Consider the following 14,550-nt stretch of genomic DNA (forward strand, 5'->3'; position numbering starts at 1 on the left):
CTCCCGCGGACGACGGCGGTACTCACCCCAACTGGGCCACGACCTCAACGTGGACTACAGGGACCCCGGCTCCCCGTGGTCGGCTCCCCGACTCTCATTTTGACGCCTTGCATAGCCACAGAACCCGGCCAAAACCGCCCTGGTAGTAAGCAATCGTTTATCCCTTGACGGAACAGAACCCGCCCTGTAACAGTTAGGCGTGGGCGGATCGATGGAGAACCACGAGGGGACTGGCGCGGCGTCGATCCCCGGTGGGCTCCCTCAAGGTTCCGCGGCCCCGCCGCCACTTCTGGAAGTCCGTGGACTGACCAAGAGTTTCTTCGGCATTCCCGTCCTGGAAGACGCCCACCTAACCCTTCACCGCGGCCAGGTCCACGGGCTTGTGGGCGAAAACGGCGCCGGGAAGTCCACCCTGATGAAAGTGCTTGCCGGGGTTTACCAGCCGGACGCGGGAACGGTGCTTCTGGACGGCGAGGAAGTCAGGTTCGGCCACCCAACGAAGGCCCACGAAGCCGGGCTGTCGTCGGTATTCCAGGAGTTCAATCTCCTTCCCGACCGGACGGTGGCCGAGAATATCTACCTGGGCCGGGAGCCCCGCCGCGGAGTCCTGGTGAACAAGTCACTGATGAACGTGAAAACGGCGGAGCTGCTGGAGTCGCTCGGGATCACCGCCATCCGGCCCACCGCGCAGGTACGGAGCCTGACCGTCGCTGAGCAGCAGGTGGTGGAGATTGCGAAGGCCGTCAGCTATGACGCCCGGATCGTCTCAATGGACGAGCCCACCGCCGCACTGGCCGGCGCCGAAGTCGAACTCCTCTACCAGATCGTGTCCCGCCTCCGGGAACGTGGAACGGGCATCCTCTACGTCTCCCACCGGCTGCGGGAGCTCTTCGATCTGTGCGACGTCATCACCGTACTGAAGGACGGCCGCGTGGTCAGCACCGGCGCCGCCTCGGAACTCGACGATACAAGGCTGGTCCGCCTGATGGTGGGCCGGCCTATTTCAGCGTTCTTCCCGGACAAGCTGCCGCGGACCGACAGCGATGCTGAAGGCAGAAACGCTGGAGATGCCGTTCTCCCCGCAAAGCCGATCCTCGAGTTGCAGGGTGCCGGAAACGGCCAGCTGGACGGGATCAGCTTCAGCGTCCAGCCAGGTGAGATTGTGGGGGTGGCCGGCCTCCAGGGCTCCGGCCGGACTGAACTGCTGCACGCCGTTTTCGGCGCCGCTCCCTTCACCCGCGGCACCATGAAGGTGGAGGGCCGGGACGTTGTGCCCAAGTCCCCGCGGGAGGGGGTCCGGGCGCGCATGGCCCTCATCACCGAAGACCGCAAGGCTGAGGGGCTGAGCCTCAACCAGTCCATCCTCAATAACGCGCTCACCGTCATCAGATCGGTTTTCCCGCGCCGCACAAGGACGGCCCGGACCGAGATCCCAGGAGTGTTTTCCTCCCTGGAAGTCGTGGCCCGGGACCTGGACCAGGAGGTGCAGTATCTCTCCGGCGGAAACCAGCAGAAAGTGGTCCTTGCCAAGTGGCTGGCCATCCGTCCCCGCCTGGTCCTGCTGGATGAACCTACCCGCGGCATAGACGTGGGAGCAAAGGTGGCCGTGTACCGGCTGATGCGCAAGCTGGCAGCAGAAGGCAAAGCCATCCTGATGGTCTCCAGCGAATTGCCGGAGGTCATCGGCATGTCGGACCGGATCCTGGTGATGCGCGACGGGCGCCTCGCCGGCGAGCTTCCGGCCGGAACATCCGAGGAAGCCGTCCTGCAGTTGGGAACGGGCGCCAGGACTGCACCTGGAGGAGGGATATGAAACAACGGGGCAGCTTCATGGATCGCCTGTCCTCCACACAGATCGTCTACCTGGTGGCGCTGCTGACAATGACCGTTGGTGCCGTGCTTGTCAGCACGGTAGGACGGAATTTCTTCAGCCAGGGCAACATCTCCAGCATCCTGACCGGAACCAGCGTCCTGGGTTTCATTGCCATCGGACAGACCCTGGTCATCCTGGCCGGCAGCCTGGATCTCTCGGTTCCGTATGTCGCCAGCCTGGCCAGCCTCATTGCCGCCGGGGTGATGGCCAACAACCCGGGCAACGTCCTGCCCGGCGTCCTGCTGACGCTGGGTGCCGCGGCAATCATCGGCCTGGCGAACGGGCTGATCGTGGCCCGCCTCAATGTGCACGGGTTCATCGCCACGCTGGGCATGGGCCTGATCATCAGCGGCTACCTCGCCACCAATTTCAAGGGCAGCTTCGGCCAGACCCCGTTCTCGTTCCGGCTGATCGGGGCGACCGGCCTGGGGCCCGTTCCCATCTCCACCATCATCATGCTGGCCTGCGCGGGCCTTGCCATGCTGCTGCTTCACCGCACCCGGGTGGGCCACCACCTCTACGCCGTCGGCGGTGACATTTCCGTGGCGCGGACCTCCGGAATACGGGTCGACCTGCCGGTCATCACGGCGCATGTGATCTGTTCGCTGCTGGCAGGAATGGCGGGGCTGCTCCTCGCCAGCCGGCTGGGCGTGGGCAGCCCGACGGTGGGTTCCCAAGGCGGCTACGACCTGCTCTCCATCGCCGCAGTGGTCCTCGGCGGCACCCTGCTGGCCGGCGGCAAAGGGACCATCACCGGCACCCTCGGCGGCGTCCTCATCTTCGCCATGCTGGACAACATCATGTCCGTCATGCAGATCAACCCCTTCCTCAAGGACGTGGTCCGGGGCGTGGTGATCGTCGTCGCCGTCGCTGTGTATGCCCGGCGCAGGATCGTCAGCAGGCCGGAGCGGTTCAGTTCGAAGGGTTCCGCGGAAGCGCCTGCCGCGCAGCCTGCACCGGCGGCGCGGCCATGAGCGCGGCACTGCCCTCCGGGCGCAGCGCGGTCCTGCGGCAGAACCGCGCCAGCCGCTCGCAGCGGCTTCTGCGGGCTGTGCGCACCCCCGGGGGCGCTGTATTCATCCTGTTGATCGCCCTTTTAGCGGCCATCATTGCGCTGAACCCCTCGTTCGGGGAGCCGGGCTCCTTCATCCGGTTCATCGGCAGGACAGCGCCGATCGCCATCGCCGCCGTCGGCCAGTACTTCGTCATCGTCGGCGGCGAATTCGACCTGTCGATGGGATCGGTGGTGACCATGCAGGTCATCGTCGCCGGCAACCTCATCCGGCAGGACGATTCCAGGGTGATCCCGGTCCTGGTCCTTATGTTTGTGCTCGGTGCCTTCATCGGTCTGGTGAACGGGCTGATCACAACGCTGCTGAAGGTGCCCAGCTTCATCGTGACGCTGGGCATGATGCTGGCCTTGCTGGGACTGGTCCTCTACTGGACCGGCGGCGCGGCCCAGGGGAACCCGGCGGACAGCTTCCGCCAGATTGGGCGCGGCGGGATCCAGGACGTCCCGGTCCTGGACATCATCCCCTATCCGGTCATCATCCTCACCGCGGTGGCTATCCTGGCGTTCGTCCTGATGCGCCGCCCCTTCGGCCGCACGCTCATCGCCGTCGGTGACAATCCGAGGGCGGCCGAGCTTGCCGGTTCCCGCGTCTGGTGGGTGCGGACGCGGGCGTTCATCATCTCGTCGCTGTCGGCCACCGTGGCAGGCATCCTGCTGGTGGGCTATGCCGGAGTACACCCCTCGGTGGGGCGGGGATACGAATTCACGGCGATCACCGCCGTCGTCCTCGGTGGCGTGGTGCTGGGAGGCGGACGCGGCTGGGTCCTGTCCGCGGCGGCGGGCGCGTTCGCCCTCGAGGCGCTCTTCACCCTCCTGAACTTCATGGGTGTCCAGGCCACGTGGCGGGACACGGTCCAGGGGGTCATCATCATCATCGCTGTGGCAGCAGCGTCCAAGTCATGGCAGCGGAAACGCAAGGGAGCCACTTCCGCTGCCCACGACGAACGGCACAAGCTAAGCGCAGCACCCATGCCCCACGAGGGCACCCAACAAGGAGGAGATCGAGTCTGATGCGCAAAAACTCTATCCGCGCGATCGCACTTGGGGCAGCAATGCCGCTGGTGGTGCTGACTGCCTGTACCACCACGGACCCGTCGGTTACCGAAACCACGGCGCCAGGTACCGGCACGCCGGCAGCAACCACGCCAGCGAGCCAGGACTGGTTCGATCAGACGCTTTACGATGACCAGTTCCAGCAACGCTCGGCCACCTTCGAAGGGAATGCGGAGCAGCCCTACCTGCAGTACATAGCAGGCAACATGACGGACACCGCCAAGTTCGCCTCCCCCGGGGCCAAAAAGGCCTGCTTCGCCAATGCGTCCATCTCCAACCCGTGGCGCCAGACCGGCTGGATCACCATGAACCAGCAGCTCAAGGTCCTGCAGGACTCGGGGGTCATTTCCGAGATGGAAACCCGGGATGCCAAGGACAACGACAACACGCAGATCGCGGACATCGACTACTTCATCGACGAGGGCAACTGCGATGCGTTCGTCATCTCCCCCAACTCCACAGCGGCCCTGACCCAGGCCGTGGAACGTGCCTGCCAGACCGGCAAGCCGGTGGTGGTGTTTGACCGCGGGGTGGAAACCGACTGCGCCACCACGTTCATCCACCCGATCGGCGGCTTCGCCTGGGGCATTGACACCGCCACGTTCCTCTCCGAGAGGCTGCAGTCCGGTGACAAGGTGGTGGCCCTCCGCATCCTTCCCGGCGTGGACGTGCTGGAACACCGCTGGGCGGCGGCAAAGAAGATCTTTGAGGAGAAGGGCATCCAGGCCAAGGACTACTTCACCGGAGCCGACCCCACCGAGATCAAGAAAATCATCTCCGATGAACTGGCCACCGGCGACGTGAAGGGTGTGTGGATGGACGCCGGAGACGGTGCGGTGGCTGCGCTCGAGGCTTTCGAGGATGCCGGCAAGGCCCTTCCGGTGATGACCGGTGAGGATGAGATGAGCTTCCTCACCAAGTGGAAGGAAACCGGCATCGATGCCATGGCCCCCGTCTACTCCAACTTCCAGTGGCGGACCCCGCTGCTGGCCCTGGAAAAGATCTTCAAGGGCGAGCAGATCCCGGCCGAATGGATTCTCCCGCAGAAGCCGATCCTCGCTGACGAACTGGACGACTGGCTGCAGCGCAACCAGGGGATGCCCGGCGGCCACTACGCCAAGTTCGGCGGAGAAGACCTGCCCGGCTACCCGGAGGTCTGGCAGCAGCGGCAAATCCCCTGACCCTGCCCTGCGGGCGGCGTTTAAGGGAGCAGCGTTGAAGGGAGCGGCGTGAAGCGTTCCATCGGGATCAGCACATGGGTCTGGGAGTCTCCCCTGACCGATGCCAACTTGGGCGAACACCTGGCGAGGATCGCCGGGTTGGGGTTTGACGCCGTCGAACTTCCGCTGGAAAACGCCGGCGACTTCACCGCCGCCGCCGTCCGCGAATCCTTGGAGTCCACGGGGCTCACACCGTTTCTGGTCGGTGCCATGGCGCCGGGGCGGGACCTCGTGTCCGCTGCCCCGGCGTCCGTGGAAAGGACGCAGGCCTACCTTCTGGACTGCATCAGCATGGCAGGCAATATCGGTTCGCCCACTGTGTGCGGTCCCTTCTACGCCCAGACCGGCCGGGTCTGGCGGATGTCGCCCGGGCAGCGGCGGGAGGCCTACGCCGAGCTGCGCCGGAACCTTGAGCCGGTGGCGGCCCGGGCCATGGAAGCGGGCGTGGTCCTGGGCATCGAACCGCTGAACCGGTACGAAACATCCCTGATTAACACGGTGGAGCAGGCACTGGAGGCGCTGGAGCCGTTGCTTGGCAACGGCGTCGGCCTTGCTCTGGACAGCTACCACCTTCACATCGAGGAGCGCTCACTGGCCGCCGCGGTCCGGGCGGCGGGAGAACACGTGGTGCACGTTCAGGTTTGCGGGAACGACCGCGGTGCCCCCGGCGGGGACCAGACCGGCTGGGCTGGCTTCCTGCAGGCCCTGGACGAGGTGGGCTACAGCGGTCCGTTGAACATTGAAAGTTTCACTGCGAAGAATGCCGCGATTGCCGTTGCGGCCTCAATCTGGCGGCCGCTCGCGCCGAGCCAGGATGAGCTGGCGGCCAGCGGCCTGGCTTTCCTGCGGGGTTTGTGACCGTTCTGCGGTCACGGCGTGCGCTAGGTGCAACCGGGGCAGGGGCGCCGGATTCCGTTGCCGGGCCAGCAGGAAGGGCTGGAACGACGACGGCGGGACTTGCCTCCCGCCGTCGTCGCACCCCTACGGGTGCACCAGCACCTTCACCGCCGTGTCCTTGTGGTTGATGAGGGTGTCGAAGCCCTGCTCCACCAGGTCCTCCAGCGCGATCCGGCCGGTGATGAACTGCTTGAGGTCCACCTTGCCGTCCTGAACCATTTTGATCACCGCCGGATGGTCGCGGACGTAGGCGATGGTGCCACGAAGGTCGATCTCCTTGAGTACCAGCTTCTGCATGTCGATTGTGGCGGGGGCGCCCCAGATGGACACGTTCACCACCACTCCCCCAGGCCGGACGGCGTCGAGCATGGTGTCGAGCACGGCGTTCACGCCGGCGCATTCGAACGCGACGTCGGCCCCCGCCCCGCCGGTCAGCTCGCGCACCCGCTCCGGCACGTTCTCCCGGCTGGGATCCAGCACATGGTCCGCGACCCCGCTGGACGCTGCCTTCTCCTTGCGGGCCTGGGTGAGTTCGCTGATGATCGTGGTCACCCCCATGCCCTTCAGCACGGCCGCGGTGAGCAGCCCGATGGGCCCGGACCCGCCGACCAGCGCCGTGTCGCCCGCCTTCACGCCGCTGCGCGCCACCGCGTGGTGCGCCACGGAGAGCGGCTCGATCAGCGCCGCCTCATCCAGCGGGATGTCCCCGATGGGGTGCACCCAGCGCCGGTCCACCACGATCTTCTCGCTCAGCCCTCCCCCGCCGCCGGACAATCCGATGAAGCCCATCTGCCGGCACAGGTGGTAGCTGCCGGCCTGGCACATGTCGCAGTCGCCGTCCACGAAATAGGGTTCGACGACGACGTTGTCCCCCACCGCGAGCCCCTCCACGCCTTCGCCGATTTCCGAGACGGTCCCGGAGAATTCGTGCCCCATGGTGACGGGCGCGTCCTCACCGGACAGCGGGTGCGGATGGCCCGGGGCGGGGACAAAGATCGGCCCTTCCAGGTACTCGTGGAGGTCGCTGCCGCAGATGCCGCACCACGCGACGTCGATCTTCACCGCCCCTGCGCGGAGCTCCGGTTCCGGGATGTCCTCAATGCGGATGTCCTTTTTGCCGTGGAATCGTGCTGCCTTCATGATGGGTTCTTCCTTTCAGCGGGTGTGGTGGCTGGGCTGCAGTTCGTATACCGGTGTCTCCAGCCCCTCCATCCGGGCCTTGAGCTGCAGGGCCAGGTAGGACGAGTAGTGCCGGCTCTGGTGCAGGTTGCCGCCGTGGATCCAGAGGTTGGGGACATTGGTGGGCTTCCACATGTTGCGCAGCTCCCCCTCCCAGGGGCCCGGGTCTTTTGGCGTGTCTGAGCCGTATCCCCAGCATTTGCCCACACGGTCCGCGATTTCGGGCGAGACCAGGTCCGCCAGCCAGCCGTTCATGGACCCGTACCCGGTGGCGTAGACGATCAGGTCGGCCTCCAGTTCGGTGCCGTCGTCCATGACCACGGCGTTGCCGGTGATCTTTGAAACCTGCCCGGACTTCAGCTTCACCCGGCCGTCGATGATCAGCTGGGAGGCGCCGACGTCGATGTAGTAGCCGGAGCCGCGCCGGAGGTACTTCAGGAACAGGCCGGACCCGTCCACGCCGAAGTCCAGCTCGAACCCGGCAGCCTCCAGCTGGGAGTAGAACTCCGCGTCCCGCTTCGCCATCTCCTGGTACACGGGCACCTGCGCCTCGGGCAGGATCCGCATGGGCAGCGACGCGAACAACAGGTCGGCCTTCTCCGTGGTCACCCCGTTCGCCAAAGCCTTCTCCGAGTACAGGTCGCCCAACGCCAGGTCCATCAGCGACTCGCTGCGGGCAATGTGGGTGGAGGAGCGCTGCACCATGGTGACGTCGGCGCCGTGCTCCCAGAGGTCGGCGCAGATATCGTGCGCGGAGTTGTTGGAGCCGATCACCACGGCCTTCTTCCCGGTCCAGTCGCCGCCGCCGGGATGCTGCGAGGAGTGCCGCTGCTCCCCCAGGAAGGACTGCGCGCCGTCGAACGCGGGGATGTTCGGGTAGCCGGAGACGCCCAGGGCGAAGACGAGCTGCTTGGGCCGCAACGTCACCGGTTCCCCGTTGCGGAGGACGCTGACCGCCCATTCCTGCGTGCCGTCGTCGTACTCCGCACCCACGCACTCGGTGCCGGACCAGTAGTTCAGCTCCATGATCCGGGTGTAGTGCTCCAGCCAGTCGCCGATCTTGTCCTTGGCGGCGAAGATGGGCCAGTCGTCCGGGAACTTCAGGTAGGGCAGGTGGTCGTACCAGACGGGGTCGTGCAGGTGCAGGGACTTGTAACGGTTGCGCCAGGAGTCGCCCGGGTTCTGGTTCTTCTCGATCACGATGGTGGGCACGCCCAGCCGCCGCAGCCGCGCCGCGAGGCCGATGCCGCCCTGCCCGCCGCCGATAATCACGCAGTAGGGCTGCTCCTCGTAGCCGAGCCGCGCCTCCTGCTCCTCCTTGAGTTCCTTCCAGGAGCGGCGGCCGCGGATGATTTCGTGCGCCACGCCCTGCTCGCGGCGCGGGCCCTTCTTCTCCTCGAAGCCCTTCAGCTCCTGCATGGTGGTCAGCAGCGTCCAGCATTTGCCGTTCCGCAGCCGGAGGTGGCCGTAGCCGCGGGCGGCGCCGGTCTCGAACGTGATCCAGGCTTCCACGGTTCCGTCTGGCGCGGCGCTGCCGGTGGCGTCCTCCGCGAGCGCCCAGTTGGCTGGCTGCACGTGGTCCAGCGTGGCCTCCAGCATGCGGCGGATGTCCGCCTTGCCCTCCAGGGTTTTCAGGTTCCAGGTGAACGCCACGAAGTCGCGCCAGTAGCTGTCCTCCTCGAAGAGGTCCAGCGCGGCGTCCACGTCGCGGCGCTGCAGCGCGCCGTCCAGGCTGGCCAGCCAGGCCTGCGCGGCGGCGGTGGGTGTTTCGGTCATCTCCACTCCTTTGTGTGCGGTCCCTCGGGTGGTCCGGGCGGCCCCCTCCCGCCGGTGTCCCTGCGGTATGCTGGGGCGGGCGTGAGCTGCATCACTATTGGAACGCGGCGGGGGTAACAAGCGCGTTACACGGGCGCTGCCGGCAAGGACGCCGGCGATGAGGAGGAGACGGTGGACTACGGCCTGAGGTTCTCGGACCCGGCGAAGTACGCGCGCGCCCTGCGCCGCGCGCACGAGCAGGTCATCGCCGGTGTCCCGCGCCCGGAGATCCCCGTGCCGCTGGCGGAGTCGTGGCGGCGGTCCATGGCGCTGGGCATCAGCCCGGACCAGCATAGCCCGCGGCACGTGCACGATCCGTCCGAGGTGCTGCAGCTGCGGCGGGAGCACCGGTTGCAGCGGGTGATGCCTGCGCTGCAGGACCTGCTGGCCGACGATTCGAGTTCCGGCCGGCATCTGCTGGTGCTCACCGACGCCGGCGGGGAGATCCTGTGGCGGGTGGGCAGCCGGGAGGCGCTGCGGCGGGCGGACCGGCTGGAGTTCTCGGAAGGTGCGGACTGGTCCGAGGCGGGAATCGGCACCAACGCCATCAGCGAGGCGCTGGTCACCGGCGGGCCGGTGCAGCTGTTCTCCGCCGAGCACCTGGTCCGCACCCACCACGACTGGGCATGCACCGCGGCGCCCATCACGGACCCTCTGACGGGTGCGTTGCTGGGTGTGCTGGACGTGTCCGGACCGCTGGACACCATCAGCGCGGACACGCTGCGGATGGTGCGGTGCGCGGTCCGGGTGGTGGAGTCGCTGCTGGCAACGCCCGACGGCGGCGCCTCCCTGAGTGCGTCTTCTCCCGCGCGTGCGTCCCGGCGGAGTGTGGGGCGGCCTGGTGCTGTTGTTTCCTCGCTGGAGCTGCTGGGCGACAAGCCTGCTGCGGTGTTTGCCGATGGGAGCCGGGTGCCGCTGACGCTGCGACGGGCGGAGATCCTCGCGCTGCTGGACTCGCGGTCGCAGGGCTGGTCCGCGGAGGAGCTGGCGTATGAGCTGCATGGCGATGCGGGCACGCCGCAGGCCATCCGGACGGAGATGTTTCGGGTGCGATCGGTGCTGGGCGACGCGGTGGAGTCCAACCCGTACCGGCTGGCTGCAGGCTTGGCCGGGTGTTCGGATTCGGGGCGTGTGCTGCGGCTGCTGCGCGAAGGCCGGGTGGCCGAGGCGATGGAGGGATACACCGCTCCCCTGCTTTCGCGGTCCGGAGTCCTGGCCGTGCAGCTGCTACGGGACCAACTGGACTTGGCCGTTGGAGCGGCGGTGCGGTCCAGGTGTGACGCGGCGCTGCTGGTTCGGTGGCTATCCACGGATATGGGGTCCGCGGACGCGGAGGGTGTGAAGGCGCTGGGACAGCTGGTGGGACGTGATGATCCCCGGTATTCGGCGTTCCGCGCTTCCTCTGTGCTCATTGGGTGAGCCTGGCCCGGCAAATTTGATCTCCACGCCGTGATCGCTCACTCGGTGATCGGCTCGCCAGACAAGAGGCCCTCAGGAACCGAACCGGCGGGACGACAGCACTCCTTTGCTGTCGTCCCGCGTTTTCTGTGTCCTGGTCAGCTCACCCGCCTGACGGCCCGATCCAAGCGCTGAAGTCGCCCCTTCTCCCTTCGCCGCGCTGGTCGTCATCCTTGCCACACCGGCGACAGCGCCTATAGACGGCCCCGTCCTCGGCATGTTCAAGATTGCCATTCGTGCCGCATGTTGAGCTTGCACAGCAGGGCGTGGATCATGGCAGCCTCCGATCCAATCGCAGCGCTCTGTACTTCCAATCATGGCCCTGGCACGGTCCCGGCGGAACTGGCAGTTTTGGACTTATCCAACAAGTGTAGGCACAGGCTCCAAAACCGGAGTCGGGGTCAACAGCGTCTCCACCAGGTGCGGCGCAAAGTTCTCTTCCAGCGCCGGCGCGGCATCTTCGCACAATAATGGTGCGGAATCCCCGAAACAGCAATTCATGACCAACTACAAATTAGGTTTTAAGTCTCCGGCGAATTGAGTTTGTTCGAATTCCATTTGACCTGAGTGATGTCGTCGGATTGCTAGCAACTCGCTTGCCCGTGGCTGGAGGACCCGGACGCCGTTCGAAACTCCTTCTCTAAGACAATTAAGATTGCCGATAATCTACAACCTAACAATCCTCCTAATGAGATGCCGGGCATAGATTTGGCAACCGTCGCTGGCACCGCTCTGTTCGTCGTACTCAATGGCTATGATGCGTTATACGCGGCAGAGAAGCCGCGCCTGTTACTACTGGAGGGGCAGACGGTGAAAATGAAAGGCGATGAACTGGCGCGGGAAGGAGCAGCGCGCGCTGCTCTTGAAGCAGCAGCGGCGGCCAGGAATGATTGGAAGGTACTTTGGGCGCGGGCCACGTACTTGCGGGCCATATCCCCATCCGTAGCTACACCCAGGTACCCCATGAACATCAACGGGGCAGCGAAAGCGCTAGGAAAGCCGTATGCCACAGTTCGCCCCTACGTGCTCGCCGGAAAGGCTCTTGCAGAAGCGGGCAGGGTGCAACTGACATCAGCCCCTGAGCAAATCGACGTGAATATTGTGGAGGCTGCGATGGAGGCGGCCGCACGGGGACCGCGCCGCTTATCGAGGGCCGCCGTGCGGCCTAAGAAACTGTAGCAATTCACTCGCCCTCAGAGCGATCTCAATGGCGTGGGAAGCCGCGCCCCAACTCGCTCTAGCGAAATGATTGCCTGCCTGACTTGCGAGGAGGTTGGCTGCTAGGACGACGACCGCAATTTTCCCTCAAGAAATTACGTGAGCAGCCACTCATTCTCATTCACCTGCAACAATCCTCAGAGGAAACGCAGGTCGGAAGGATTTGAGGATGACTGAGAACTCTGCAGGGAGGCAGCAGTCCCGGTGTCAGCTACTTGGGACGTCACCACTAATAACCGGAATCCTTGAGCTTTCACTCAGAACCAAGGCCAGACCGGACGTCACAGTAGCGGTTGGCATCAGTGACGAGAAAGCCGCCGCAGGAAGCAATTATCCTCCCTTTCGGCGTGCCAGCGACGGTGCGCCTGCGCTGACGAAGAAGGCGAGAGGCCGACTCAATGATCAACACGCTTGAACTCCATAGGTACAAGGGATTCAAAAATTTCAGCGTTGCTTTTAAATCGAAGTCGCTGCTATTAGGGCCCAATAACGCTGGGAAGAGCACAATAATCGGGGCCATTAGGCTTGCCCACGAGGCCGCACGATTCACCACCCGAAACGGGCCGAGGGAGCGTTTCCGCGACGGCGACAGAAGCGTCTACGGTCATCACATCTCGAAACTGCGAACTCATTCATATAATCTCGAAAATCTCAGATACGAATTTGAAGAGGAAGCTACCCGCTTATCGCTCCGCTATGAGTCCGGTGCGACGATCCATCTTGTATGGCCCGTACACGAACCGGCGTTTTTTTGGTTGGAGTACAGGGATCAAGCGGTGGCGACAGCGGCGGCAGCCAAGCGCCTCGTGGGCGCCATCGGGGTAGCCCCCACTCTCACACCCCTGGAGCGAGATGAAAAACAGTTGAGCTCAGAACATCTTCGTTCCAACTTGGAAACCAAACTCTCGAGTCGCCATCTCAGAAACAACCTTTTTGCAGTGAAAGAAACAGACCCGGATGAGTTCGAAAGCCTGAACACTTTCTTGCTGGAACACACTCCTGAACTAGCGGAGCTTCAACTTGTCCGCCAGTTTCGTGATGCTGAGAGTTGGATCGATCTCTATTACAGGGACACGAATGGCCGTACCGAGAAGGAAATCTACTGGGCTGGTGACGGCCTTCAAATTTGGATCCAGATTCTATTCCACATTTGGAGGGTCAGAACTAGCCAAACAATCATCCTTGACGAACCAGACGTATTCCTCCACCCCGACCTTCAGCGCAGATTAATTCGAATCCTAGAGGCTCGCCCGCATCAGGTGGTGATCTCGTCCCATGCTGCTGAAGTAGCGTCGGAGGCCGATCCTGAAAGCCTCGTCTGGATAGAGAGAAGCTCGTCGCACGAGAAAAGAATCACTTTGGAGAGCGAACGGGGTGGAATCACTGAAGGTCTTGGCAGTGCCTTCAACCTTTCTCTCGCTCGGGCCTTAAAAGCAAAACTGGCCCTCTTTGTTAAGAGTGACGACTTTAAGCTCATCAGGGTCCTTGCTGCGCAATTGGGGTGCGCGAAGTTGGTCAAGGAAGAGGGATTGGCCGTAATCCCACTACAGGGTTTTCGTCAGTGGCCGAGCGTGCAATCCTTTGCCTGGCTGAAACAGGGATTTCTTGGCTCCGACGTTAAGGTACGCCTAATCCTTGACAGCGGTTACCGCGCTCCGACCGAGTGCAGATCCATTGAGACGCACCTGCTCGAGTCCAGCGTCACCGCACACATCTGGCACAGACGTGAACTAAAAAGTTACTTACTGGAGCCTTCCATTATCGCTGCGGCAACTGGCCGTCCCCATGATGACGTTGTTCGTCAATTGACGGATATTCTGGAGGAACTGAAGATAGAGACTCTCAACGACCTTTCCAGCGCAAAGCTATCCCTGATGCCCTTCGCTGCCGCGTCGACACTGCTAACGAAGATTAGGCAAGAGTTTGAACAGGAGTGGCTAAGCTTCGAGAATCGGCTACGCCTCGTTCCTGCGGACAGAGTCATCGAGGGGTGGAACAAGCACTGCCCGAACGCCGATGGAAAACTGCTCTCCGCCCGCTCATTAGCCAAAATGGCCACCGCAGCGACATTGGACTGGGAACTTGTAGATTTGCTTCAACGCGTAGAAGCAGAATTACTCAACCAGCACTCTAGCTAGAGGTATTCAGTGGATCCACGCTTGCGCGAGAGAGCCTAACCAACTCGGACCTTGCACCATGCACGAATTCCGACTACAAGAAGTACAGCGAGTGCTGTCATAGCCAACTTTCCCACCATTTGTCCAGGAAGCGCGTCTTGAATGGCAAAGCCAGCGATACTTAGGAAAGCGACAGTGTCAATGAAAGCCCCTACGACATTGGACGCTACCGCGGCGCGAATATAGCCTCGCTTCCTCAATGGCGTATAAACCGCAAAGTCGGTTACTTCAGCCAGCAAAAATGCGACAGCAGAGGCCGCTGCGATGAATGGGTCCGCCAGGAGAAATGACAAGGCAGCACCAACCGCAATAAGGCCCAGCACCCACTTGTTACCGAGTGCATCTTGCAACAAATCGCGAAGGACAAAAGTCAAACCTGCAAGATAGGTCCCTGCTGTGGCCATAAGTCCAAAACCAACCGGGACCAAGCCATAACGAGTGGTCACGAGGTTTGCAGCTATGACGCAGACTAGTAGGCCCAACGCCGCCACTGCACCTACGGCAACGTTCTTCCTCCTGACAGGAGTGGGCGTTTCAGAAAGGACGGTGCGTGACATTCGTATCTCCTAAGATTCATGGGTGTGAAAC

The 14,550-nt window shown here is 63.6% G+C and carries 11 protein-coding genes; 8 read left to right on the plus strand and 3 right to left on the minus strand.

Annotated features, from left to right (window positions below):
* Window positions 1-211 precede the first annotated feature (211 nt).
* The 5 genes from AC5RUU_RS14995 to AC5RUU_RS15015 are packed head-to-tail and all read left to right on the plus strand — an operon-like array spanning window position 212 to window position 6,076.
* Window positions 212-1,813 carry a sugar ABC transporter ATP-binding protein gene (locus tag AC5RUU_RS14995; protein WP_493976104.1) on the plus strand — a complete coding sequence of 534 codons (1,602 nt, stop codon included), beginning with the start codon at window positions 212-214 and terminating at the stop codon, window positions 1,811-1,813.
* Entirely contained in the window at window positions 1,810-2,847 is a 1,038-nt protein-coding gene (locus AC5RUU_RS15000) for an ABC transporter permease (protein WP_493975991.1), read from the plus strand. Before AC5RUU_RS14995 ends, AC5RUU_RS15000 begins: the two co-directional genes overlap by 4 nt.
* Window positions 2,844-3,956, plus strand: coding sequence for an ABC transporter permease (locus AC5RUU_RS15005; protein ID WP_493975992.1), 1,113 nt, complete (start codon window positions 2,844-2,846; stop codon window positions 3,954-3,956). Before AC5RUU_RS15000 ends, AC5RUU_RS15005 begins: the two co-directional genes overlap by 4 nt.
* Window positions 3,956-5,179, plus strand: coding sequence for a substrate-binding domain-containing protein (locus AC5RUU_RS15010; RefSeq protein WP_493975993.1), 1,224 nt, complete (start codon window positions 3,956-3,958; stop codon window positions 5,177-5,179). Before AC5RUU_RS15005 ends, AC5RUU_RS15010 begins: the two co-directional genes overlap by 1 nt.
* 48 nt (window positions 5,180-5,227) lie before the next feature.
* A complete protein-coding gene (locus AC5RUU_RS15015) occupies window positions 5,228-6,076 on the plus strand; it encodes a sugar phosphate isomerase/epimerase family protein (RefSeq protein ID WP_493975994.1) in 849 nt (282 codons plus the stop codon).
* Between the two features lie 123 nt (window positions 6,077-6,199).
* On the opposite strand, the gene AC5RUU_RS15020 is transcribed toward AC5RUU_RS15015, so the two are convergent.
* Together AC5RUU_RS15020 and AC5RUU_RS15025 are read right to left on the minus strand one after the other, a co-directional pair.
* Window positions 6,200-7,255 carry a 2,3-butanediol dehydrogenase gene (locus tag AC5RUU_RS15020; protein WP_493975995.1) on the minus strand — a complete coding sequence of 352 codons (1,056 nt, stop codon included), beginning with the start codon at window positions 7,253-7,255 and terminating at the stop codon, window positions 6,200-6,202.
* Between the two features lie 15 nt (window positions 7,256-7,270).
* The gene (locus AC5RUU_RS15025) at window positions 7,271-9,070 is read right to left on the minus strand and encodes an NAD(P)-binding domain-containing protein (RefSeq protein ID WP_493975996.1); all 1,800 of its coding nucleotides are present in this window, start codon (window positions 9,068-9,070) and stop codon (window positions 7,271-7,273) included.
* 171 nt (window positions 9,071-9,241) lie between these two features.
* Here AC5RUU_RS15025 and AC5RUU_RS15030 point away from each other — a divergent pair, with 171 nt between their 5' ends.
* The 3 genes from AC5RUU_RS15030 (at window position 9,242) to AC5RUU_RS15040 (ending at window position 13,923) form a co-directional block, all read left to right on the plus strand.
* Entirely contained in the window at window positions 9,242-10,528 is a 1,287-nt protein-coding gene (locus tag AC5RUU_RS15030) for a GAF domain-containing protein (RefSeq protein WP_493975997.1), read from the plus strand.
* 732 nt (window positions 10,529-11,260) lie between these two features.
* Entirely contained in the window at window positions 11,261-11,746 is a 486-nt protein-coding gene (locus tag AC5RUU_RS15035) for a hypothetical protein (RefSeq protein ID WP_493975998.1), read from the plus strand.
* A gap of 437 nt (window positions 11,747-12,183) precedes the next feature.
* Entirely contained in the window at window positions 12,184-13,923 is a 1,740-nt protein-coding gene (locus AC5RUU_RS15040) for an ATP-dependent nuclease (protein ID WP_493975999.1), read from the plus strand.
* A gap of 35 nt (window positions 13,924-13,958) precedes the next feature.
* On the opposite strand, the gene AC5RUU_RS15045 is transcribed toward AC5RUU_RS15040, so the two are convergent.
* The gene (locus tag AC5RUU_RS15045; protein ID WP_493976000.1) at window positions 13,959-14,519 is read right to left on the minus strand and encodes a VUT family protein; all 561 of its coding nucleotides are present in this window, start codon (window positions 14,517-14,519) and stop codon (window positions 13,959-13,961) included.
* Between the last annotated feature and the right edge of the window lie 31 nt (window positions 14,520-14,550).

The sequence above is a fragment of the Arthrobacter sp. K4-10C genome (assembly GCF_059090085.1).